The organism is Microbacterium sp. EST19A (assembly GCF_019969685.1).
Lineage (GTDB): Bacteria > Actinomycetota > Actinomycetes > Actinomycetales > Microbacteriaceae > Microbacterium.
Genome location: NZ_JAHXYZ010000001.1, coordinates 299517 through 322356 on the forward strand (window position 1 = coordinate 299517; position 22840 = coordinate 322356).

At 72.1% G+C, this 22840-nt stretch carries 19 protein-coding genes; 13 read left to right on the forward strand and 6 right to left on the reverse strand.

Annotated features, from left to right (window positions below):
• Positions 1–80: 80 nt before the first annotated feature.
• Positions 81–1688 carry an ABC-F family ATP-binding cassette domain-containing protein gene (locus tag LC452_RS01590; protein WP_223622268.1) on the forward strand — a complete coding sequence of 536 codons (1608 nt, stop codon included), beginning with the start codon at positions 81–83 and terminating at the stop codon, positions 1686–1688.
• Here LC452_RS01590 and LC452_RS01595 read toward each other — a convergent pair.
• Entirely contained in the window at positions 1685–2974 is a 1290-nt protein-coding gene (locus LC452_RS01595; RefSeq protein WP_223622269.1) for a PA2928 family protein, read from the reverse strand. The two genes, LC452_RS01590 and LC452_RS01595, sit on opposite strands and share 4 nt — an antisense overlap.
• 88 nt (positions 2975–3062) lie before the next feature.
• On the opposite strand from LC452_RS01595, the gene LC452_RS01600 reads away from it, so the two are divergent.
• From LC452_RS01600 to LC452_RS01615, 4 genes are read left to right on the forward strand one after another with little or no spacing between them, the layout of a single operon-like run.
• Positions 3063–4397 carry a hypothetical protein gene (locus LC452_RS01600; protein WP_223622270.1) on the forward strand — a complete coding sequence of 445 codons (1335 nt, stop codon included), beginning with the start codon at positions 3063–3065 and terminating at the stop codon, positions 4395–4397.
• Positions 4394–5458: a hypothetical protein gene (locus tag LC452_RS01605; protein WP_223622271.1), complete on the forward strand. Its 1065-nt coding sequence runs from the start codon at positions 4394–4396 to the stop codon at positions 5456–5458. Before LC452_RS01600 ends, LC452_RS01605 begins: the two co-directional genes overlap by 4 nt.
• A complete protein-coding gene (locus LC452_RS01610) occupies positions 5455–7116 on the forward strand; it encodes a hypothetical protein (RefSeq protein WP_223622272.1) in 1662 nt (553 codons plus the stop codon). Before LC452_RS01605 ends, LC452_RS01610 begins: the two co-directional genes overlap by 4 nt.
• The gene (locus tag LC452_RS01615) at positions 7113–8438 is read left to right on the forward strand and encodes a CHAT domain-containing protein (RefSeq protein ID WP_223622273.1); all 1326 of its coding nucleotides are present in this window, start codon (positions 7113–7115) and stop codon (positions 8436–8438) included. The genes LC452_RS01610 and LC452_RS01615 overlap by 4 nt, the downstream gene beginning before the upstream one ends.
• Before the next feature lie 9 nt (positions 8439–8447).
• Here the strand turns inward: LC452_RS01615 and LC452_RS01620 are convergent, their stop codons facing one another.
• Positions 8448–8858 (reverse strand): DUF6157 family protein, encoded by a 411-nt coding sequence (locus LC452_RS01620; RefSeq protein ID WP_223622274.1) that lies wholly within the window; start codon positions 8856–8858, stop codon positions 8448–8450.
• An 87-nt stretch (positions 8859–8945) separates the two neighbouring features.
• On the opposite strand from LC452_RS01620, the gene LC452_RS01625 reads away from it, so the two are divergent.
• The 4 genes from LC452_RS01625 (at position 8946) to LC452_RS01640 (ending at position 15616) form a co-directional block, all read left to right on the forward strand.
• Positions 8946–13535, forward strand: a complete 4590-nt coding sequence (locus tag LC452_RS01625; protein WP_223622275.1) for an ATP-dependent helicase — start codon at positions 8946–8948, stop codon at positions 13533–13535.
• A 21-nt stretch (positions 13536–13556) separates the two neighbouring features.
• Positions 13557–14354, forward strand: coding sequence for an EI24 domain-containing protein (locus LC452_RS01630; RefSeq protein ID WP_223622276.1), 798 nt, complete (start codon positions 13557–13559; stop codon positions 14352–14354).
• The gene (locus LC452_RS01635) at positions 14354–15127 is read left to right on the forward strand and encodes a DNA-formamidopyrimidine glycosylase family protein (RefSeq protein WP_223622277.1); all 774 of its coding nucleotides are present in this window, start codon (positions 14354–14356) and stop codon (positions 15125–15127) included. The genes LC452_RS01630 and LC452_RS01635 overlap by 1 nt, the downstream gene beginning before the upstream one ends.
• 81 nt (positions 15128–15208) lie before the next feature.
• Positions 15209–15616 carry a DapH/DapD/GlmU-related protein gene (locus LC452_RS01640; RefSeq protein ID WP_223622278.1) on the forward strand — a complete coding sequence of 136 codons (408 nt, stop codon included), beginning with the start codon at positions 15209–15211 and terminating at the stop codon, positions 15614–15616.
• Between the two features lie 24 nt (positions 15617–15640).
• On the opposite strand, the gene LC452_RS01645 is transcribed toward LC452_RS01640, so the two are convergent.
• Together LC452_RS01645 and LC452_RS01650 are read right to left on the reverse strand one after the other, a co-directional pair.
• On the reverse strand, positions 15641–16300 hold the full coding sequence (locus LC452_RS01645; protein ID WP_223622279.1) for a response regulator transcription factor: 660 nt from the start codon (positions 16298–16300) through the stop codon (positions 15641–15643).
• Positions 16293–17558, reverse strand: a complete 1266-nt coding sequence (locus LC452_RS01650; protein WP_223622280.1) for an ATP-binding protein — start codon at positions 17556–17558, stop codon at positions 16293–16295. Before LC452_RS01650 ends, LC452_RS01645 begins: the two co-directional genes overlap by 8 nt.
• Before the next feature lie 114 nt (positions 17559–17672).
• Here LC452_RS01650 and LC452_RS01655 point away from each other — a divergent pair, with 114 nt between their 5' ends.
• From LC452_RS01655 to LC452_RS01670, 4 genes are read left to right on the forward strand one after another with little or no spacing between them, the layout of a single operon-like run.
• Positions 17673–19253, forward strand: a complete 1581-nt coding sequence (locus tag LC452_RS01655) for a PspC domain-containing protein (protein ID WP_223622281.1) — start codon at positions 17673–17675, stop codon at positions 19251–19253.
• Positions 19250–19549 (forward strand): hypothetical protein, encoded by a 300-nt coding sequence (locus LC452_RS01660; RefSeq protein ID WP_223622282.1) that lies wholly within the window; start codon positions 19250–19252, stop codon positions 19547–19549. Before LC452_RS01655 ends, LC452_RS01660 begins: the two co-directional genes overlap by 4 nt.
• A 10-nt stretch (positions 19550–19559) precedes the next feature.
• Positions 19560–20312, forward strand: coding sequence for a LysR substrate-binding domain-containing protein (locus LC452_RS01665; RefSeq protein WP_223622283.1), 753 nt, complete (start codon positions 19560–19562; stop codon positions 20310–20312).
• A 44-nt stretch (positions 20313–20356) separates the two neighbouring features.
• The gene (locus LC452_RS01670; RefSeq protein WP_223622284.1) at positions 20357–21073 is read left to right on the forward strand and encodes a GMP synthase; all 717 of its coding nucleotides are present in this window, start codon (positions 20357–20359) and stop codon (positions 21071–21073) included.
• A gap of 12 nt (positions 21074–21085) precedes the next feature.
• On the opposite strand, the gene LC452_RS01675 is transcribed toward LC452_RS01670, so the two are convergent.
• Entirely contained in the window at positions 21086–21553 is a 468-nt protein-coding gene (locus LC452_RS01675; protein ID WP_223622285.1) for a glutaminase, read from the reverse strand.
• Entirely contained in the window at positions 21550–22764 is a 1215-nt protein-coding gene (locus LC452_RS01680; protein WP_223622286.1) for a cation:proton antiporter, read from the reverse strand. The genes LC452_RS01675 and LC452_RS01680 overlap by 4 nt, the downstream gene beginning before the upstream one ends.
• Between the last annotated feature and the right edge of the window lie 76 nt (positions 22765–22840).

The following is a 22840-nucleotide window of genomic DNA, read 5'->3' on the forward strand; positions in this document are numbered from 1 at the left end:
CCGCCTCCGCTCCGACCCCTCATGGCTCGTGACCGAGGTCCCGGTGTCAGTGCACCCTCGCACTCGACAGGAGACACCCCATGTCACAACCCACCCTTCACGCGTCGGTCATTCTCGACCGGCTCACCTTCACCTGGCCGGACGGCTCCACCGCGCTCGACGGCCTCTCCGGGGCGTTCGGCTCCGGTCGCACCGGCCTCGTCGGACGCAACGGCGCCGGCAAGTCCACGCTGCTGCGCCTGATGGCCGGCGAACTCGAACCGACGTCCGGGTTCGTCGCGGCATCCGGCGAGGTCGCGTACCTGCCGCAGCAGCTGACGCTCGACGTCGATCGCCGCGTCGCAGAGCTCCTCGGCGTGTCCGAGGCGCTCGACGCGGTGCGCGCGATCAGCGCCGGCGACGTCGACCCGGCGCAGTTCGACGCGGTCGGCGACGACTGGGACATCGAGGCGCGCGCCGAGGCGTCGCTCGCGGAGGCCGGGCTCGCCCCGGACTTCCTCGACCGCACAGTCGGCGCGCTCTCCGGCGGCGAGGCCGTCCTGGTCGCGATCGCCGGCATCCGCCTGCGTCGTGCGCCGATCACGCTCCTCGACGAGCCGACCAACAACCTCGACCGCGACGCCAGGGCGAAGCTGGGTGCGATGGTGCAGGCCTGGAAGGGCACGCTCATCGTCGTCAGTCACGACCTGTCCCTGCTCGAGCTCATGGACGACACCGCCGAGCTGTACGCGCAGACGCTGAGCGTCTTCGGAGGCCCGTACTCCGAGTGGCGTGCCTGGCTGGACGCCGAGCAGGATGCCGCGAAGCAGGCCGAGGCCACCGCCGCGCAGGCGTTCCGCAAGGAGAAGCGTCAGCGCATCGAGGCCGAGATCAAGCTCTCGCATCGGGCGCGGACGGCCAGGAAGGCCGAGCTCGAGAAGCGGGTCCCGAAGATCATCGCGCACGGTCGCAGGATGGAGGCCGAGGTGTCGGCGGGCAAGCTGCGCACCGAGGTCGGCGCGAAGGAGGATGCCGCACGAGCGAGCCTCGACGAAGCCGGACGCCGCGTGCGCTCGGACGCGTCGATGAAGATCGAGCTGCCGGATCCGCAGGTCTCCCGCTCGCGACGCATCGCGATGCTCGGCGACGACGAGCGGGCCTGGGTGCTCCAGGGTCCCGAGCGCGTCGCGCTGGTCGGGCGGAACGGAGCGGGCAAGACGACTCTGCTGGAGCGTCTGGTGCGCGGTTCCTCCGGACCGACGGTCGGATCGACGCTCGTCGCCGAGGCCCTCACCGACCGGATCGGCTACCTGCCGCAGCGGATCGACGGCCTGGACGCCGAACGCTCGGTGTTCGAGAACATCGCGGATGCCGCCCCGCAGGTTCCGGAGAAGGAGCTGCGCAACCGGCTCGCCCGGTTCCTCATCCGCGGGGCGACGGCTGATCGTCCGGTGTCGGCGCTCTCCGGCGGCGAGCGGTTCCGCGTCGCTCTGGCGAAGCTGCTGCTCTCGGATCCGCCACCGCACCTCGTGGTGCTGGACGAACCGACGAACAACCTCGACATCGACACGGTCGACCAGCTGGTCGAGGCGCTCCGCGCGTATCGCGGAGCCGTGCTCGTCGTGAGCCACGACGACGCGTTCCTGGCACGGCTCGACCTCGATCTCACTCTCGAGATCGACGCCGAGGGCTCGCTGCGGGAGCTCTAGCGCAGCGGAGCCACCCACCAGGGCACGACGCCGACGGCGACCTCGCGCAGGGCACCGTCCTCTTCGAGCACGAGCAGGGTGTTCGGGAACCAGGAATCGGGGGCGGCGGCGATCACCGCCGTCGTCCCCGATGGTCCCGTCATCGCGCGGACGGCATCCGTCTGCATCTCGACCGTGTCGACGAGGCGGCCGGTCGCGATCTCGACGCTGCTGAGCAGGGTGCGGTCGGCGTTCACCGATTCGCGGTGCTGCACGAGCAGGAATCCGCTGCCGGATGCCGCGGGCGCGAGAACGGTCTCTCCGGTCATCCGGCTCGCCGCTTCGAGCAGAGCCTCGATGTCGTCGGCGTCGATCCCGGTGAAATCGCCCTCCAGGAACTGGCCGCTGTCGAGCATGAGGCCGAGCTGCGGCTCCAGGCCGGACGCCGGGAGGATCTCGGCGTCGACGAGGTCGGTGCGGCTCACCGTCGTCCGATCGGGCGAGGAGATCACGAGCGCGTCGCGTCCGACCGCCTCGGAGACCGGCTCGATGGCGAACGTCGTGCCATCCGGTGCGATCGCGGTGTCGACGAGCCGCGTGAGCGTGCTCGTGTCGAGGAACGCCGACGCGCTCAACGTGCCCTGCCAGCGGCTCGCCACCGCGGCATCCGCCGGCTGCGCCTCGAGCGAACCCAGTGGGATCTGCACGAATCCTCCGGTCGCGGCGAGCGCGACCACCGCGTTCGCCTCGGAGTCGTAGCCGTAGGCGGATGCCGAGAGCACGGCATCCGCACCGAGCCCGGCGATGCCGGTGCCCTGCGCCTCGATCGCACCGGTCGCCGCGTCGAGGATGACGAGACCGTCGTCGGTGCCGACGTAGACCCGCGACGAGTCGCCGGCCAGGGCGATCGCCTCGTTCGCGAGGTCCTCGTTCAGCCGCTGGTCCCACAGGGCCTTGCCGTCCGTGAGGCGGATCGCCGTCGCCCTGGTCTGGAAGAGCGGCTCGAACATACCGGGGCGCGACGTGTCGGCGTAGACGACGACCGCCACGTCCTGCTCGTCGATGCTGACGATCGCCGAACCCGGCAGGATCTCGACATCGCGAGTCGGCGGTGTGAGGATCCACGTCGCGAGGAAGATCCCTCCTCCGACGATCACCGGCGCGAGGAAGAAGCCGAGGAAGCGCATCCGGATGCGCCGGCGCACCTTGCGCGGATCCCGCGGCCCTCGCGTCGGAGGCGACGTCGACTGCAGCGGCAGGACCGTCGTGCCGTTCAGCACGTACCCTCGCGTCTCGTTGATGTTCATGCCGCCAGGATCGCGCGACCGTGAGATCTCCCGATCACGGGTTCCCCGGCTCGCACTCGACCTCATCCACCCTCTATAGGCTGGCGGCATGAGTGCGCCTGCCGAGCTCACACCTGCGAGCCCCGACGTCGTCGCGGTGGCGGCGCTGTATCCACGTGCGCAGGTGATCGCCCAGGCGTGGCAGGAGCTCGGCGATGGCGTCGCCCCGTTCAGCAACGGCTCGGGCCGTCCGCTGGCGCGCACGATGAAGCTGATCCTCGACCCGCTGGTGATCCGGCCGGTGCAGAATCCCGGATTGGCCGGAGGCGCCTTGACCGCGGCGGCGGCCGATGAGCTCCGTGACCGCATCCGGTCGGCGCGCGACGAGCTCGCCGCGGCATCCGCCTGGTTCCTGGAGCTGAAGGCCGCCCGCAGGCGCCTGCGCATCACCGACGGCAACCCCCAGGAGAAGTACTTCCAGCGGTGCTACGAGCTGGCCCGTCTCGCGGGAGCGCCGAGCGCCGATGCGGATGCCGTGGCGACCGAGGTCGTGTCCGAGATCGCGCGGGCCTCCGGCGACTCGCTGCTCGCCCAGGTGCGGCTGCTGCTGCACGACGACGAGCAGTCCGCGCGTCTGGACGCCGAGCTCGCGGGTGCCTGGCTGCGACGGGAGTCCCGCGTCGCGGGGACGCCGCCGTCTCACGACGCGATCGCCGATGCGCTCGAGGCCTGCACGCAGGCCGGCCCCGGACTCGCCTTCGCCGCCCTCGTGGAGACGGATGCCGGCACCGCGGCCGCATCCTCCCTCGACGATGACGGCGCCGCCCGTGCGCTGGGGCTGACGCTCGACGCGGTGCCCGGGCCGCCGGCGCTGGGCGGGACGGCGTCGAAGCGCGACCTGCCGCTGCCGTTCGACCGGTCGATCTTCGAGCGGCTGTTCGCGGCGCTCTCCGGCGGCGCGGCACCCGACCTCGGCGTGGACGCCCATTGCCTCGTCGAGGAGGAGATCCTCCGCTCGGCACGGGGCTGGGAGCTCGGCGAGGAGGAGAGCCGCGTCGCGCTGGTCCTCGGCGTCGAGGCGAGCCGCGCGCTCGACGCGTCGGAGGCGGGCATCGACTCCCGGCATCCGACGGCGGCTCATCGACAGCTGGCCGCCCGCTGGCGGCGCGAAGCGTACGTCCGCCGGGCGTTGCGGCTTCCGGTGGAGCTCAGCGGGGTTCCGGCATCCGTCGTCTCGGACGTCCGCGACGTGCGCCGCGGATATCTGCGGCGGCTCTGGGTGCGCCTGCACGGCCGCGAGCTGCGGGAGCAGACGATCACCGCCGACGACCTCTGGGATCTGCTCGATGGGGTGCTGCGCTCGGTCGTGATGGATCAGCGCCAGCGGCTGAAGATGGCGATGGGCCGCGGCGCGCGGGAGTCCGCAGGATCGGAGGCCGCATGAGCACGCTGATCCGGGTGCGAGACGGCGTCGCGCACATCTCCACGGGCCTCGGCACTCCGCAGGGTGCGCCGTTCCTGACCGCGATCGTCGAGGCTTCGGGCGCGCTGCTGCACTGGGATCCGACGGCGGGCGTCGCGTCTCCCGACGCCGACATCGACGACGTCGCGGCCGCGTCGGGCTGGCTCGCCGACATCTACGGGGCGGCCGTCTCCGATGCCGTGCGGGCGGGCGGCGACGCCGCCGCCGTCGACGTCGATCCGGATGACCCGCGACTCGTCGACGCCGTGCTCCGACTCGGGCACCTGGCGTGGGCGAGGGCCTGGTGGCCGGCGGGTGCGCGCATCCCGGCGCTCGATCCCGCGCTGCTCGCGGCCGAGGTCGCCGTGGCGAGCCACACGGTCTCGCATCTCCTCGACGATGACGACGCCGTCGAGCGTGCGCTGCAGGATGCGGCGGATGCCGGCACTGCCCTCGCCGCCCTCTCCGAGGTGCTCGCGGCCGAAGGTGCGGAGCTGTCCGGCGCGCTGGCCGAGCTGGCCGATGACCACGGCGTCGACCTGCTGCCCGCGACGACGAGGCGCGCGGAGTGGGCCCTCGCCGCCGGGGGCGCGGGACCTTCCCCTGCGGGGATCGAGGTCGCGTCCGGGACCGCGCCGATCCGGTGGACGGACGTTCCGGCGCAGACGGTGGATGCCGAGGGCGAAGCTCGCTGGTCGCTCCGACAGCGGGGCGGCGGCACGACCCTGCGTGTGGAGGTCCCGGCTGTCGATCGTGCGACGACCGAGTCGCTGCGGGCGCGGTTCGGTCCGGGCGACACCGCTGTGGAGGTCGCGCTCGCGCGGGTGGCCGACCGGTTCGAGGGCGAGGCCGTGGTCGTGGCATCCCTCGTCTTCCTCCCCGCGCACGAACGCACGCTCTGGGTGCGCGATCCCGTGCTGGCGCCGTCGCCCGGTGCCCCCGAGAGCGCCGACGACCGGGAGCGCACCCTGCAGTTCGCGACGCTCCGCCTGCACGCGCCGCACGCCTCGCTCGCCGAGCGGGCCGCCGGAGCAGCGCGGTGACCGACCCCGCGACCGGCCCGGAGCAGCGCCCGCCGAGCGCCGTGCGCGGACGGATCCCTGCGACCGCCCGCTGGCGGGGCGGCCGCGACATCAACAACGAGGCCGCGATGATGCTGCACACCGGGCGCATCGACGAGGCCATGGGGAGGCTGCGGCAGGCGGTCGCGCTGACCCGCGTGCCCGACGTCGACGGCGAGGGGCTCGACCTGCGTGCCAGGGCCCTGCTCAACCTCGCCGCCGGGCACGAGTTCACCGGCGACCTCGTCGAAGCGCTCCGCGTCACCGACGAGGGACTCGATGCGGCATCCGCGGCGATCGCCCTGATCGGCGACGAACGCGCGACCCGCACCGTGCAGATCAACGGGATGCTGGCGCGCGCGCAGACCCTGACGCTCATGGACCGGCTCGACGACGCACTCGCCGGCATCGCCGACGCCGAGCACCGGCTCGGGAAAGCCTCCGACATCGATCAGCGCGAACTGCTCGCCTTCGCCGTGCACAACGCGCGGACCGCGGTGCTGATCATGACCGGGCGCCTGCAGGAGGCAGAGGACGAGGCGCAGCGCGGCCTGGCGATCGCCGTCACGGTCGGTCCGGAACTGTCCGGCCACGCCTATGCGAACCTCGGCGTGATCGCGCAGCGCACCGGCGACGCCGCCGCCGCCCGGGAGTATCTGCAGCTCGCCCAGCAGGCGCAGGCGCTCGGCGGAGATGCCACCAGTCGACAGCTCGCGGTCGAGAACCTCGCGCGCGCGGCGATGCAGGAAGGACGGCATCGTGAGGCCGAGGCCGGCTTCCGCGAAGCCGCCGAACTCGCCGACCAGATCGGGCTGAAGACCCGTCTCGCCGCGAGCCGCACGGGCCTCGCCGCCGCGCTCCTGCAGTCCGGCCGCGCCGGGGCCGCGGCGAAGACCCTACGCATCCTCCTGGCCGACCTCGATCAGGATGCCGCCGTGCACGAGCGCCTCGAAGCACAGGCCTTCCTGGGCGACGCCGAGTCGGCGCGGCACCGCTACCCCGCCGCCGACGAGGCCTACCGGGCGGCTCTCGACCTCGCGCGCTCCCCGGGCGAGCGGGCGAGGGTGAACCTGCGGCGCGCCGAGATGCACGCCGAGTGGGCGGCCATGTCGATCACCTCGCGCTCGCGGATGCAGCGGCTGGAGAAGGCCAGAGACCTCGCGGTCCCCGTGCTGCTCGTCACCGAGGCGCTCCGCGACGGCTTCGCACCCGGCGGCACCCGCGAGCGCTGGAGTCTGCAGGTCGCGGCCCCCGCGCGCGAGCTGGCTTTCCGGCTCGCCCGCACTCTCGGCGACGCGACCCTGCTGTTCGAGCTCGTGGAGAACGCGGCGGCCGCGGTCACGCTGCAGGCTGTCGCCGATTCCCTCGGCGCCGAACCTGCCGTCGGTGCGCTGCTGCCGTTCGAGGCGCCCGCGGCCCGCGCCGATCACACGGAGTCGGGTGCCGATCTCGATGAACTGCCGGCCGCAGCCGCCGGGCTCGGAGGGGGCGCGTCGACGACGGCATCCGTCCGCTTCACGGCACCGCCGCGTGTGGTCGCGATACCCGGGGCGGCCCCCGTGCTCGACGGCTGGATCACGGCGGCGGAGGCCGAGTACGGGATGACCCTGCGCTCATCTGCGGTGGTGGCGTCGTGGTGAGCGGCGGCAACTGGCGTGACGTCCCGCAGCTCGGCGCACCGATGCCGGTGGCGCAGACCGATGGCGACGCCGTGCTGCGGGATCTGCCGGACGGCGTCCGCCCGACCGCACGACTGCGCTACATCGACGCCGACGACCTCATCGTGAGCTGGGTGTGGGAGCATCAGCGCAGCTCGCCCCGGATGACGATCGTCCCGCGCGCGCAGGTCACGCCCGTGCTCGACGAACTCGCACGGGCCCTGCCGTCTCCGTTGCCCGGAGAGACGGGGCTGCAGGCGCTGCAGCGCGCCCTCACCGACGGGGTGCTGTTCGATCTCGAGCGCGAGCAGCATCTCGCCGCGCTGCTGACGTCCGTGCTGGTGCCGCAGTGGCTGGGCTCCGAGCTGAACACGCTCGAGCAGGCCGGCCTGCGGCCGCACCTGCGCGTGCAGCTGTCGCCGTCGACCGCCCAGGTGCCGTGGGAGCTGCTGAGCACCTCGGGCGTGGAGCGGGCCATCGACATGGCCGACGTCTCGGTGCTGCTGCCCGCGACCCTGCGGAACGATCCGTCGCGGGCGGTGTCTCCGTGGTCGGCGTCGTCGCCCGCGGTCGCCGTGCTGGATCCCGTGGTCCCCGGATTCTCCGCAACCGGCGAGCTGGGGAGCGTGCTCGGGCCCGTCGGTGCCGACTCACCTCTGGCGACGGCGATCGCCGACCTCGGACCGCGACGGATGCCGGCCGGCGAAGCCTTCCGTCGATCGGACATCGGTCGGCTCGCCCTGGCGGAGGCTCTCACCGACGCCGGAAGGCTCCTCTACGTCGGCCACGTCACGGCCTCGACGCACGCGCTGGACGCGCGCCTCCACCTGTCGGACGGAGCGGATGCGCCCGGCACGACCCCGCCCGTCGGTGCGCACCGCCCGTACTCCGCCGCCGAGATCGCCCTGGGCGGCGGGGGCCTGTCGCCCCTCCGTGCGCCGAACCGGGTCGCGCTGATCGCGTGCGACTCGGGGACGGACCTGCGCTTCGCCGAGCCGACCGGACTCGTGGCGGCCTTCCTGCACCGCGGCGCCGAGTTCGTCACCGCCACGCGCTGGACACTGCCGACCGAGGCGGGGCTGCGTCGTCTCGTGCCCGGACTCGACGATCGGGCCGAGGAGATGCTGACGGCGGCGATCGTCACCGTGAACGCGGCACACGAGTCGGATGACCCCATCAGCGCACTGGGCACGTGGCAACGCGAACAGCGGGAGCTGTGGACCTCGACCGGGGATCCGCGTCACTCGCCGATCATGTGGGCCGCCTTCGCGACCGCGTGGGCACCGGCGCGGGTACAGCTCTGACGGCGCCGGTCACAGACGCTTCGATCTCATCGCCCTCGTGTGCGCGAGTGCGGGGTCGGCCGCGAGCAGCTCGTACTGCGCGGATTCACGCGGCACCAGAGCCACCCGGCCCTCGGCGTCGTGATGGGTGCCCCACCCGTAGCGCTTGCCGAGGGGCGAGGAGCGCAGGCAGGGCTGCCCCTTCGAGAAGAACTCCTCGCGGGCCGCCGCATCGTCGACCGCGATGCCCCGCCGGAGCGCATACGTCTCGAAGATGACGTCGTCGGAGGTGCGGCGGTACGGCTCTTCCGCGATCAGGCGGTGATGCAGGGCGGCGATCGACGGCGACTCCGCCACGGGCGGCTCTTCCGCGTGGTCGGTCGGACAGTCCTCTGCGACCTCGATGAAGGTCTCGCGATAGTTCGTCGTGTGCGTCGCCATGGCCTCAGCATCGCGCACAGGTCGGACATCCGTCGAGCACTCCGTCAATCCCGCCCCGATGTCGGTGGTCTCGGGGAAGATGGACGGATGGGGGATGTGCTCGAGCGCTTCACTCCGGCCACGCAGGACTGGTTCCGGGGGGCGTTCCCCGCGCCCACCCCCGCCCAGGCCGGCGCCTGGGATGCGATCTCCGCGGGCAAGCACGCGCTCGTCGTCGCGCCGACCGGATCGGGCAAGACCCTGTCGGCGTTCCTCTGGGCGATCGACAGCGTCTTCCGCGAGCGCCTCGAGACCCACGACGACAAACCCAAGAAGGATGCGTCGCGCACCCGCATCCTCTACATCTCGCCGCTGAAGGCGCTCGGCGTCGACGTCGAGCGCAACCTCCGCTCGCCGCTGATCGGCATTGGCCAGTCCGCGCGACGCCTCGGCCTGGCCGCTCCCTCGGTCACGGTCGGCGTGCGGTCGGGCGACACCACGTCGAGCGACCGTCGCAAGCTCGTCTCCGACCCGCCCGACATCCTCATCACGACTCCCGAGTCGCTGTACCTGATGCTCACGAGCCGCGCCGGCGAGACCCTGCGCGACGTGCACACCGTGATCATCGACGAGGTGCACGCCGTCGCCGCGACGAAGCGCGGCGCTCATCTCGCGGTGAGCCTGGAGCGGCTCGACGCCCTCCGCGCCTCGCACGGCAACGAGACCGCCGCCCAGCGCATCGGCCTGTCGGCGACCGTGCGGCCGATCGACGAGGTCGCGCGTTTCCTCGGCGGTTCCGCGCCGGTCGACATCGTCGCTCCCCCAGCATCCAAGACGTTCGAGCTCTCCGTCGTCGTGCCGATGGACGACATGACCAATCCCCCGCCGCCGCCCGGCGCGCCGGCTCAGTCCGACGACCCTGCCGACGCGGAGTACTCCGAGGTCACCGGTTCCGTCTGGCCGCACGTCGAAGAGGCGATCGTCGACCGCATCCTCGAGAACAACTCGACCATCGTGTTCTCGAACTCCCGCCGACTGGCGGAGCGACTGACCGGGCGCCTCAACGAGATCTACTCCGAGCGCATCGGCGCAGCCCTCCCCGCCGCCGTCGGATCACCCGCCGCGATGATGGCCCAGGCCGGCGCGACAGCCGGCGCAGACCCCGTTCTCGCGAAGGCGCACCACGGCTCGGTCTCGAAAGAGCAGCGCGCACAGGTCGAAGAAGAGCTGAAGTCGGGCGTCCTGCGCTGCGTCGTGGCGACCAGCAGCCTCGAGCTCGGCATCGACATGGGTGCCGTCGACCTCGTGATCCAGGTCGAAGCCCCGCCGTCCGCGGCATCCGGTCTGCAGCGTGTCGGCCGTGCCGGCCACCAGGTCGGCGAGATCAGCCGCGCCGCCCTCTTCCCCAAGCACCGCGGCGACGTGCTGCACACCGCGATCGTCACCGAGCGCATGCTGGCGGGGCGGATCGAGGCGATCCAGGTGCCGCGCAATCCGCTCGACATCCTCGCCCAGCAGACCGTCGCGGCGAGCGCGCTCGGCGCGATCAGCGTCGAGGAGTGGTTCGAGACGGTCCGCCGCTCGGCACCCTTCCAGTCGCTGCCGCGCTCCGCCTACGAGGCGACGCTCGATCTGCTCGCCGGTCGCTTCCCGTCCGACGAGTTCGCCGAGCTCCGGCCGCGCCTCGTCTGGGACCGCGACGCCGGCACGCTCACCGGCCGCCCGGGCGCCCAGCGCATCGCCGTCACCAGCGGCGGCACGATCCCCGACCGCGGACTCTTCGGCGTCTTCGTCGCGGGCGAGGGCGCAGGCCGGCGCGTCGGCGAGCTCGACGAGGAGATGGTCTACGAGTCGCGCGTCGGCGACGTCTTCACCCTCGGCACCACCAGCTGGCGGATCGCTGAGATCACCCACGACCGGGTCAACGTGATCCCCGCCTACGGACAGCCGGGCAAGGTGCCGTTCTGGCACGGCGACGGCATCGGACGACCGTTCGAGCTCGGCGAGGCCCTCGGCAAATTCTCGCGCGAAGTCGCCGCCGCCACCCCCGAGAAGGCGGCGCAGCGTCTCATCGAGGCCGGGCTCGACGAGCAGGCGCGGGGCAACCTGATGGCCCACCTCACCGAGCAGCGCGAGGCCACGGGCACCCTGCCGACCGATCGCACCCTCACCGTCGAGCGTGGTCACGACGAGGTGGGCGACTGGCGCGTCATCCTGCATTCGCCGTACGGCATGAAGGTGCACGCACCGTGGGCGCTGGCGATCAACGCCCGCATGCGCGAGCGCCTCGGCGTCGAGGGTTCGGCGGTCGCGAGCGACGACGGCATCATCGTGCGGATACCGGATGCCGAGGCCGAGCCGCCCGGTGCCGAGCTGTTCGTCTTCGACCCCGATGAGCTCGAGGTCCTGGTCACGCAGGAGGTCGGCGGCTCCGCGCTGTTCGCCTCGCGCTTCCGGGAGTGCGCGGCGCGGGCGCTGCTCATGCCGCGCACCAACCCGAACCGCCGCAGCCCGCTCTGGCAGCAGCGCCAACGGTCGGCGCAGCTGCTCGAGGTCGCCCGGCGGCATCCGACGTTCCCGGTGATCCTCGAGACCCTCCGCGAGGTGCTGCAAGACGTCTACGACCTCCCGTCGCTGCGCAAGCTCGCGACCTCGATCGCCGACCGGCGCATCCGCCTCGTCGAGACGCAGCCCGGTCAGCCCTCTCCGTACGCGCGCGATCTGCTGTTCGGCTACGTCGGCGCGTTCATGTACGAAGGCGACTCCCCCCTTGCCGAGCGGCGGGCGGCAGCGCTCTCGGTCGACCCGGCGCTGCTCGGCGAGCTGCTCGGCACGGTCGAGCTGCGGGAGCTCCTCGACCCCGAGGTGATCGCGCAGTTCGAGCGCGAGGCGCAGCGTCTCGACCCCGAGCGACGCGCCCGCGGCCTCGAGGGCGTCGCCGACCTGCTGCGCATGCTCGGCCCGCTCGACGCCGACGAGGTCGCCGCGCGTCTCGATCCCGAGACCGTCACCTCGTCGGCATCCGCTCTCCGCGACGACCTGATCACCGCCCGCCGCGCCATTCCCGTGACCATCGGCGGGGTCAGTCGGGTCGCCGCGATCGAAGACGCCGGACGCCTCCGCGACGCACTGGGCGCGGCGCTCCCCACCGGCATCCCCGTCGCCTTCCTCGAGCCGATCGCCGACCCGCTCGGCGACCTCGTCGCCCGGCACGCGCGCACCCACGGACCGTTCACGACGGATGCCGTCGCCTCCCGGTTCGGCATCGGCTCGGCCGTCGCGCGGCACACCCTTCAGCGCCTCGAGAACTCCGGGCGGCTCACGAGCGGGTACTTCCTGCCCGAGGCCGCGGGCTCCGGGTCCGACATCGAGTGGTGCGACACCGAGGTGCTGCGGCGTCTGCGGATGCGGTCGCTCGCGGCGATCCGCGGATCCGTCGAGCCGGTCTCCCCCGAGGCCTATGCGCGCTTCCTGCCCGAGTGGCAGCACCTGGGCCGACCGCTGGAGGGCCTCGACGGGGTGCTCACGGTGATCGAGCAGTTCGCCGGTGTGCCGATCCCCGCGAGCGCCTGGGAGTCGCTGGTGCTGCCGTCACGGGTGCGCGACTACTCCCCCACCATGCTCGACGAGCTGACGACGGCCGGCGAGGTCATCTGGTCGGGCCACGGCACGCTGCCCGGACGCGACGGCTGGGTGTCGCTGCACCCGGCCGATCTCGCTCCCTTCACCCTTCCCGAGCCCGACACCGAGATCGCGACCGACTCCCTGGAGGCGCGCATCCTCACCGCGCTGCAGGTGGGCGGCGCGTACTTCGCCGGGCAGCTGAAAGAGATGGCCGGTGCCGAGAACGAACAGTCGGTGCTCGAGGCGCTGTGGGGTCTCACCTGGTCGGGGCATGTCACGAACGACACGTTCGCGCCGATCCGCTCCCTGCTCGCGGGCGGTTCGCAGGCGCACAAGGTCACGCGTCGCGCACCTCGTGCCCGCACCTATCGCGGTATGTCGCTCACCCGCACCGCCCCGCGCCCGACCTCGATCGGCGGACGCTGGTCGCTGCTGCCCACGATCGAGACGGATGCCGCCCGCCGGGCGACCGTGACGGCGGGCCTGCTGCTCGACCGCTACGGCGTCGTCACGCGCGGCGCCGTGCAGTCCGAGGGCGTGCCCGGCGGCTTCGCCCAGGCGTACCGCGTGCTCGCCGGCTTCGAAGAGGCGGGGCACTGCCGCCGCGGCTACGTGATCGAGCGCCTCGGGGCGGCGCAGTTCGCGGCATCCGCCACCGTCGACCGGCTGCGCACCTACGCCGGCCTCAACGACCCGCCCCCGCGGAACGCCGTCACCCTCGCCGCGACCGACCCGGCCAACCCGTACGGAGCGGCTCTCGGGTGGCCCAAGCGCGACGACGTGTCGCACCGCCCCGGGCGCAAGGCGGGCGGCCTGGTCGTGCTCGTCGACGGCGAGCTCGTGCTGTACCTCGAGCGCGGCGGCCGCACCGTGATCTCCTTCACCGACGACGGCGACGTGCTGCGCGCCGCCGCCTCCGACCTCGCCGCGACGGCCCGCGCCCGCCGCCTCGACACGCTCACGGTGGAGAAGACCAACGGCGAAGGCGTCTACGGCACCGATCTGGCGGTCGCCCTGCAGGAAGCGGGCTTCGTGGCGACCCCGCGCGGGTACACCCTGCGCAAGGCGGTCTGAGGACCGCCTACGCTGAGAGCCATGATCCGAGAGTTCGCCGCCGGCATCCGCACGCTGCTGCGCGGGTTCGGACTGTGGCGCACCCGCCCGGGGCTGATGAACCTCGGCCTGATCCCCGCGATCATCACGATCGTCGTGCTCGGAGCCGTGCTGCTGCCCCTGGCGCTCAACATGGGAACGATCGCGTCGTGGATCACGCCGTTCGCCGAGGAATGGCCGGCGCCGTGGAAGGGCCTGGTCCGCGGCGCGGTCGGCTTCGTGGTCGTCGTCGCGTCGCTCGCCCTCGCCAGCGCCGTGTTCACCGCGTTGACCCTGACCATCGGCGACCCGTTCTACCAGCGCATCTGGCACGCGGTCGAGGTCCAACTCGGCGATGCTCCGCCGGCGGACGGCGGCGGCTTCTGGACCACGGTGGCGGAGGGCCTGCGGCTCGTCGTGCTCGGCATCCTGATCGCGATCCTCGTGCTGTTCATCGGACTCATCCCCGCCGTCGGCGGATTCCTCGGGCCTGTCGCGGGTGTGGTCCTCACCGGACGGCTGCTCGCGCGCGAGCTCACCGGCCGGGCCTTCGACGCGCGCGACCTGTCGCCGGCCGATCGCGCCGCCCTGTTCTCCGGCAGCCGCGCCCGCGTGCTCGGGTTCGGCGTCGCGACCCAGTTGTGCTTCCTCATCCCCGGTGGCGCCGTCGTCGTCATGCCGGTGGCCGTCGCGGGCAGCACGATGCTCGCCCGCGACATGCTCGCCCGTACCGCTCTGCCGTCAGGCGCGGCGGCCGGCGCCGGCACCCACTCCCTCCCGACCAGCCCCGGAGCCTCCTGATGCCCGAGGGCGATACCGTCTTCCGCACGGCACGGCGCCTCGACGAGGCGCTGGCCGGCGGCGAGGTCACGCGCTTCGACCTGCGGGTTCCGCGCTTCGCGACCGTCGACCTCACCGGTCAGCCGGTGCACGGCGCCGTGTCGCGCGGCAAGCATCTGCTGCTGCGCATCGGCGACACCACGATTCATTCCCATCTGCGCATGGACGGCGCCTGGTTCGTCTACAAGCCCGGCGAGAAGTGGCGGCATCCGGCGTACAAGGTGCGAGCGATCGTGGGCACCGCCGAGCGCGAGGCCGTCGGCGTCGACATCGCCGAGATCGAGGTCGTGCCGACCCGCGACGAAGAACAGCTCGTCGGCTATCTCGGGCCCGATCCGCTCGCCGACGACTGGGACATCGCCGAGGCGATCCGCCGTCTCGGCGCCGACACACGCAGCATCCATGTCGCCCTTCTCGACCAGCGCAACGTCGCAGGATTCGGCAACGAGTACGCCGCGGAACTCCTGTTCCTGCGGGGAATCCTGCCGACCACGCCGACACCCGACGTCGATGTCGCCGCACTCCTCTCCCTCGGGGTCCGCACGATCCGCGCCAACCGCGATCGCTCCGCCCGCACCTTCACCGGCATCGACCGGCCGGGTCAGGCGGCGTGGGTGTACGGACGCTCCGGGCGCCCCTGTCGGCGCTGTGGAACGAGGATCCTGCGCGGCGAGCTCGGCGCCGATCCGACCCGCGAACGCGTCACGTTCTGGTGCCCGTTCTGCCAGCGCTGAGCATCATCCATCCGCGGGAATGAATCCGCACCTCCTGTGGTTGTTGATATATCCGGGGAACTCCGGAACACGGGAGGAATCGTGGGCAAGAACTACGTCGACATCGAGAACGACCAGGGAGCGACGCTGCGTTACCGCAAGCACGCCAATGGCCGCGGTCTCGTCGCGCACGGAGCGAAGGTGCACCCCAAGGCGCACATCGAGGCCGGCGCGTACATCGAACCGGGAGCGCGCATCGGCGCCGGGGCGACGATCGCACGCGGCGCCTGGATCGAACCGGACGCCGTGATCGGCGAGGGAGCTCACATCGAGGCCCACGCGCACATCGGTCAGGGCGCAGCGATCGGCGACAACGCCCACGTCGGCGTCCGCACCGAGGTCGGAGCCGGAGCCCGCATCGTACGCGGCGCCCGCATCGGCGACGACGAGACGGTCGCCGCCGGTCTCACCGTCGCGACGACGTCGAAGGGCCTCTGGCTCGCCGCCTGAGCGGCCCCCGGCGATCGCCTGCCCTCAGAGCAGGCGTCGCTCCGACGCCCACACGGTGAGTTCATGCCGTGACGAGAGCTGGAGCTTCCGCAGCACGGATGACACGTGCGTCTCGACCGTCTTGATCGAGATGAACAGCTCCGACGCGACCTCCTTGTAGGCGTATCCGCGGGCGATGAGGCGCATGACCTCCTGCTCGCGTGCCGACAGCCGATCGAGTTCGTCGGTCGCCGTGGCGATCTCGCCCGCGACCGCGCCGAACGCATCGAGCACGAACCCGGCGAGCCGTGGCGAGAACACCGCGTCGCCGCCGGCCACCGCGTGCACGGCACCGCTCACCTCGGCACCGGACGAGCCCTTCGTGATGTACCCGCGGGCTCCGGCCCGGATGACGCGCACGACGTCGGCCGCGGCATCCGACACGCTCAGCGCCAGGAAGCGGGATGCCGTCGGCAGCGAGCCGCGGATCACCGACTCCCCTCCGGTCGAGTCGTCGCCGCTGCCGCCGGGAAGATGCACGTCGAGCAGCACCACGTCGGGCTGAGTCTCACGGATGACCGCGATCGCCGACGGCACGTCCGCTGCCTCGCCGACCACGTCCACGCTCGCATCGAGGTCGGCACGGAGCCCCGAGCGGAAGATCGAGTGGTCGTCGACGATCACGATCCGGATGCTGTCACCCACGGTCACTCTCCTCGCCCTGTGATGGATTCGCCGGCTGTGGGCCGCTGCCGCCGCGCTGCCCGGTCGTGATGCGCAGATGCACCTCGGTGCCGTTCTCGTCGCTGCGCACGGAGCCTGCGCCCCCTGCGCGTCGCATCCGGCCGATGATCGACTCGCGCACGCCCAGACGATCGCTCGGCACGTCGTCGAGCCGGAAGCCGGGGCCGCGGTCGCGCACGAAGACGTCGACGTCGGTGACACTCCCCTCGATGTACACCGAGATCTCCCCGGCGGCATGGCGGGCGGCGTTCAGCATCGCCTCACGCGCTGCGGCGGCGAGCTCCCCGCTCGCCCGCTCCGTGGAGAGGCCCGCGGACACGACCTCGATCCGCACCGGGTAGTCGAGCTCCAGCCCGCCGGCGTAGTCGCGCAGGTCCGTCGCGAGGTCGCTGTCCGCCGGGGCATCGCCGTCGTACAGCCAGGCGCGCAGCTCGCGCTCCTGCGCCCTCGCGAGACGGGCCGCCTCGCTCGACGCCCCCGCCCTGTTCTGGATCAGCGCGAGGGTCTGCAGCACCGAGTCATGCAGATGCGCGGCCATCTCGCTGCGCTGCTCCTCACGGATGCGGCGCACGCGCTCGCCCGCGAGCTCGCGCCAGCGCGGGATCAGCGTGGACGACACGACGGCGAGGAGACCGGCGAGCGGGATCAGCACGAGGGCCACGCTGCCGACGGGCCTCGTGAGGAGCAGACCGAACACCACCGCGAGGAGCAGGACCGACAGGATGCGGAGAATCGCCGTGTGCCGCGGTCCTCTGGCCGTATCGGTGCGGTCGATGAGCGTGGCCCAGAGCCCCGCACCGGCGGCGAGAGCGACGGTCGCGGAAACCACCGTGGCAGAGGAAACCACCACGGCAGCGGCATCCGGCGGCATCTCCGCGCGCACCTCATCCGCGCCCTGGCCCCCGAGAGCGACGAGCAGCACACCGAGCACGGCAGGGGCCAACAGGATCCAGGCCACCGGCATCCGTCGCGTCGGCGATCCCTCACCCTCGGCCCACGGCGTGAAGGTCCAGCACCAGGCGTAGAGCAGGATGCCGGCACCGCCGCAGAGCGCGAGAGCGACGAAGAGCGCCCGCACCATCCACACCTTCGCGCCGAGGTGGCGGGCGAGGCCGGCGCTCACGCCGGACACGAGGCAGTCGCGATCGCGGGTCAGCGCCGGGCGCGGCGGCACCTCTGCAGGAGAGGTCCGCGCGGGAGCGGGCGCCGAAGAGGACATGTCGACATCCAATCATCCGCGAGCGCGATCCGGGGCCTCCCCCGTGCAGAACCAGGGGTCGCTCAGGGGTTCCCCCCATAGCTGGAGAGGGACGCCTGCCGTCAGGATCGAAGCATGACGATTCCGACTGCGCCTCCGCCCCCTGCCGACCACGCCGATCCCGGCGCCGGCACACCGGGCCCGGTCGCCCCGCAGGGCGCCGAGCGCTTCCTCCTCTGGGTCGCCGGTCTCGGCGTCGCCCGTTCCGACGGATGGCTCGGCGGCGTCGCCGCCGGCATCGCCGCCCGGCTGCGGATCGATCCGCTGATCGTGCGCGGCGTGCTCGTGATCGCCGCCCTGTTCGGCCTGCCGGTGATCTTCCTCTACGCGGTCGCATGGGCCCTGCTGCCCGACATCGACGGCCGCGTGCATGCCCGCGACCTGCTGCGACAGAACTACCAGCCCGTGCAGCTCGGCATTCTCGGGATGGCGATCGTGGGGCTCGTCCCGACCGCTCCGCTCACCGGCCGACTGTTCGGCTTCGGCTATGAGAGCTGGTCGGCCCTGGCCCTGTTCAGCTGGATCGTCGGCCTCGTCATCGTGGGCGGCCTGCTCTTCCTGATCGTGCGTGCTGCGAGCCGCACCCCGGGTGCTTCCGCGCCGGATCTGCCGATGGCTTCCGCAGATCCGGCGGCCCCGGCCGCGTCCGTCCCCTTCAGCGGTTCGGGTACCGCTGAAGGGGCGGACGCCACTTCCGTCGACGCGTACGCCGCACCGGCCGCGCCAGCCGCGCCGTCCTCGCCGTCCGCATCCGCCGCGGTCACCACCGAGGTTCCGCCTGCTCCCCCGGCACCGCTGCCGTCAGGCGTCCAGGATCCGGCCGACGTCGCCGCCTGGCGGGCCCAGCACACCGCGTGGAAGGAACAGGACCAGGCCTGGCGTCGCCGCCAGCAGGATGCCGAGCGCGCGGCCCGAGACGAGCTGCGTCGTGAGCGCCAGGCGGCGGCCGGCGTGTTCGCCGCAGAGGCGGCCGAGCGTCGCCGCATCCGCCGCGCCGCCAACCCCCGCGCCGGATTCGCGATCGTCGCATCCGTGATCGGCCTCGCGATCGTGACCGGAGCCGTCGTCGGACTCCGGAGCGGCGGCGACGGCACGAGCGGAGCGCTCGGCCTGCTCTCCGCGGCACTCGTGCTCGCGGTCGGGATGATCGTGGCCGGGGCGTTCCGCCGACGGAGCGGCTTCCTCGCCTTCGCGACCGTGCTCACCCTCGCGGGCGGCCTGGTGGCCGGCGGCTTCTCCGCCTTCCAGGACGTGAGCCTCGGATGGGCGTCGATCTCGAACAACCGGGCCGCGCACGTGCGGCAGCCGTTCGGTGAGCTCTACATCAACCTCAACCAGCACGACGCCGGCACCCGCCCGATCGTGGTCGACAAGGGGTCCGGAACGACTCTCATCTACGTGGATCCCGGTGTCGAGCTCGACCTGCGCGCCACCGTCGACACCGCGACCGTGGAGTGGGTGCGGGTCGAGATGGAGACCGGCACCATCATCGACAGCGGCACCTGGGGCGGCCAGGGCGACGGCGACGTGCACACCGTCACCGAGAAGCTGACGTCGGAGACCGCGTCGACGACGACCGTGCAACCGGTCACCATCGACCAGGGCAGCGGCACCGTCACGATCACGATCTACGAGCCGAAGGACGAAGAACGATGACCTCCACGACCGCGAGCACGACCGCGACCTCGACCTCGACCTCCGAAGAGCTCACCCCGCCGCGCACCCGCTGGGCCGCGATCGTCTGGGGCCTCCTGTTCGCCGCCGTCGCCGCCAGCGCGCTGTGGCTGCTCGCCGACGACGACCGTCGATCCGGCATCGCCGACTGGACGGCTTCCCTGACCCCGGCCACGATCGGCACCATCGCGATCCTGACGGTCGGCGTGCTGCTGCTCGTCGCGGGCGCCGCCGGCCTCCTCCGCCGAGTGCAACGACGGATGGCAGCGGGCGCGTAGCCTGGACGGCATGGCGAAGCAGGCACGACGACCCGGACGCGGCACAGGCAAGCCGACGCCGGTGCGCCGGAACAAGGCCGCCCCCGCCGAGCGCTTCCCGCCGCCGAAGCCTCCGCGCAAGACCGCGAAGACCTCCGAGAAGGTCGTCTTCGATGCCCCGTCGACCGAGTCGGAGGAGCCGCGCACGTTCCGCCTCGGCGTCGTTCCCGGCGCGACGCCCGGCAAGTGGATCGATGCGTGGAAGCAGCGGATGCCGCGCGTCCCGCTCGAACTCGTGCCGATCGAGGCCCGCGCGACGCACGCCGCGCTCAAGGACCTGGATGCGGCACTCGTCCGTCTCCCGCTCCTCGATCCGACGCTGCATATCATCACGCTGTACGACGAGATCCCGGTGGTGGTCGCCGCGGCGGATTCCCACCTGATGGCCGTCGACGAGCTCTCCACGACGGATCTCGCCGGCGAGGTCGTCATCGGGCTGACCGACGACGCCCTCGACGCGCTCGAACTCCCCGGCACGCTCCCTGCGAGGTTCGCCCCGCTGCCGACGAGCGAGGCGATCGCGACGGCCGCCTCCGGCGTGGGCATCGTCGTCGTCCCGATGTCTCTCGCCCGTCTGCACCGTCGGAAGGACGCTGACCACCGGCCGCTCGTCGACGGACCGCACTCGACGGTCGCGCTGGTGTGGCCGCGGGAGCGCACCACCCCCGACGTCGACACCTTCGTGGGCATCGTGCGCGGCCGCACGGCGAATTCCTCCCGGTGACGACCGCGGACGGCGCGCCCTCTCACGCTCGTTAGAATCTCCTGATGGCCTCGCTTCTCTACGTCTGCGTGCGACCCGAGACCGGGGCGGCGGATGCCGAGCACGCCTCTTTCCGGCGTGCGCTCGGCGTCGACGTGGTCGACCGTCTCGATCTGCTCCAGGAGCCGCTGGATCCCGCACGCCTGCGGGGTTACCGAGGTGTCGTCGTCGGCGGGTCGCCGTTCAACGTGAGCGATGAGGCGAAGTCGCCTGTGCAGCAACGGGTCGAGGCGAACCTCGAGGCTCTCGCACACTCCGCCATCGCCGGCGAGATCGCCGTGTTCTTCACCTGCTTCAGCATCGGCGTCGTCACCCGGATGCTGGGCGGCGAGGTCGTCACCGACATGCCCGAGTCGGCCAGCGCTACGGTCATCGACACGACTCCGGAGGGCGCCGTCGATCCGGTCTTCGGACCCAGTGGCCGTGCTCTGACGGTGTTCACCGCCCATAAGGAGAGCGCGGCGAGCACACCGCCCGGCGCCGTGCTGCTCGCGACGAACGAGGTGTGCCCGGTGCAGGCCTACCGCGTGGGCACGCATCTGTATGCCGCGCAGTTCCACCCTGAGCCCACCCCGCGCGACTTCGCCGACCGGATGACGTTCTATCGCACCACCGGATACTTCGACCCGGACGAGTTCGACCAGGTCCAGGGGCAGGTGCTCTCGGCATCCGTCACCGAGGGCGCAGCCCTCCTCCGCCGCTTCGCCGAGACCTTCGCCTGAAGGTCGCTCGGGTCAGGCAGGTCCCCCGCGTAGCAGCTCCACGCGCTCGCGCAGGTATGCCTCCAGCGGCATGAAACCTCCCGCGGCACTCCACCGCACCGAGGGGACGCCGTCGATCAGGGCCAGTGGACCCGATGAGCCGCCGGCATCCACGGCATCCACATCGATCACGGTCCATCCGACATGCACGACATCGCCCTCGTCGAAGCCGCCGCGCAGCGCTTCCGCCCGGCGTTCCGCCCGCGCGCGTGCCGACTCGGCGGTGTAGCCGCGACGACCGGGATCTGCGGCCCGCAGCACCTCCGCGGTCGCCAGTGCATGCGTTTCGGTCAGCAGCAGCGCGCCCAGATGCCAGGCCTCGCCGACCCGCACGATGCGCCGACCGCGCCACCGGGAGTCCTTCTGCTCGCCCAGACCCTCCTTCGGGGCGCCGGCGAGATCCTGCACGGCCTGCGTGAGCAGGGCACTCGCGGTCGTCACAGCTCCCCCTGCGGCTGCTCGTGAACCGGCTGCGGGCCCACGACCTGCGGCCGATCACCCCGCAGGATCATCCCGATCAGGGGGTACAGCAGCACCGACAGCATCCCTGCGCCGACGAGAGCCGCCGCCGTGCCGGTGTCGATCATGTTCTGGTCCACGCCGACCGCGGTGACGGCCACGACGATCGGCAGTCCAGTGGCGGCGAGCAGCCCGAGCGCCGCCCGATCTCGAATGCTCGCACCGGCGGGCGCCGAGAGCTGGGCGGCCGAACCGCGGATCACCAGCAGGGCGATGAGGAACACCGGGACGAGCCCGAGTGCAGCGGGCGAGGCCAGCAGGGCCTGCAGATCGAAGGTCACACCGGTGTACAGGAAGAAGATCGGAACCAGGAACCCGAACGCGATCGCCTCGATCTTGCTCTCGATCTCCTCCGCGTCCTTCTTCGGAGCGCGCGCCATGATGATGCGCCACACCGCGCCCGCGACGAACGCGCCGAGCAGCATGTCGAGGTCGAGCATCACGCTGAGTCCGACGAGCGCCGCGATGAGCAGGAGCACGAAACGCACTCCGAACTGGTCGGAGGTGTGCAGCGTCGCGCTCACGAAGCGGTGCAGCCGGCCGTGCGGCATCCGCTGGGCGGCGATGACCGTGATCGCGGCGAGCGCGACGAATGCGAGCAGGACGACGGTCGCGATCCCCGTCGTCTGCGTGCTGAGGAAGATCGAGATGGCGATGAGCGGCAGGAACTCGCCCACGGCCCCGACGACGGTGATCGCCCGACCGAAAGGAGTGTCCATCTCGCGGGCATCGCGCAGGATCGGCATCAGGGTGCCCAGGGCAGTGGAGCTGAGGGCGATACCGATCACCACCATGCCTTCGCCGGGAGAGAAGAAGAACCCGACGGCGATGCCGAGCGCCACGCTGAAGAGCCAGCCGAGCGAGGCGCGTGCGAGGGGCTTGCCCGAGACGGCCCGGAAATCGATCTCCGACCCTGCGACGAAGAACAGCGCCGCGAGTCCGAAGTCGCTCAGCTTCTCCAGAAGGTCCCCGGTCTCCACCCACCCCAGCACGGCGGGACCGACCAGGATGCCGAGCACGAGCTCGAACACGATGATGGGCACGCGCACCACCCGCCGGACTCCCCGGGCGAGCAGGGGCGCGGCGACGGCCAGCAGGGGGATCAGCACCAGGGCCAGGTCGCTCGCTTCCACGGTCTCAGAGTAGCGAGCGGACCGCGACGATTCGCCCGCCAGCACGCATCCACGGCAGAATCGATGCACACCCCCG

Bases quoted from the DNA above. Each gene is read 5' to 3' on its own strand.
- LC452_RS01590 (WP_223622268.1), top strand. From the start codon at position 81: ATGTCACAACCCACCCTTCACGCGTCGGTCATTCTCGACCGGCTCACC.
- LC452_RS01595 (WP_223622269.1), bottom strand. From the start codon at position 2,974: ATGAACATCAACGAGACGCGAGGGTACGTGCTGAACGGCACGACGGTC.
- LC452_RS01600 (WP_223622270.1), top strand. From the start codon at position 3,063: ATGAGTGCGCCTGCCGAGCTCACACCTGCGAGCCCCGACGTCGTCGCG.
- LC452_RS01605 (WP_223622271.1), top strand. From the start codon at position 4,394: ATGAGCACGCTGATCCGGGTGCGAGACGGCGTCGCGCACATCTCCACG.
- LC452_RS01620 (WP_223622274.1), bottom strand. From the start codon at position 8,858: ATGGCGACGCACACGACGAACTATCGCGAGACCTTCATCGAGGTCGCA.
- LC452_RS01625 (WP_223622275.1), top strand. From the start codon at position 8,946: ATGGGGGATGTGCTCGAGCGCTTCACTCCGGCCACGCAGGACTGGTTC.
- LC452_RS01630 (WP_223622276.1), top strand. From the start codon at position 13,557: ATGATCCGAGAGTTCGCCGCCGGCATCCGCACGCTGCTGCGCGGGTTC.
- LC452_RS01635 (WP_223622277.1), top strand. From the start codon at position 14,354: ATGCCCGAGGGCGATACCGTCTTCCGCACGGCACGGCGCCTCGACGAG.
- LC452_RS01650 (WP_223622280.1), bottom strand. From the start codon at position 17,558: ATGTCCTCTTCGGCGCCCGCTCCCGCGCGGACCTCTCCTGCAGAGGTG.
- LC452_RS01655 (WP_223622281.1), top strand. From the start codon at position 17,673: ATGACGATTCCGACTGCGCCTCCGCCCCCTGCCGACCACGCCGATCCC.
- LC452_RS01660 (WP_223622282.1), top strand. From the start codon at position 19,250: ATGACCTCCACGACCGCGAGCACGACCGCGACCTCGACCTCGACCTCC.
- LC452_RS01665 (WP_223622283.1), top strand. From the start codon at position 19,560: ATGGCGAAGCAGGCACGACGACCCGGACGCGGCACAGGCAAGCCGACG.
- LC452_RS01670 (WP_223622284.1), top strand. From the start codon at position 20,357: ATGGCCTCGCTTCTCTACGTCTGCGTGCGACCCGAGACCGGGGCGGCG.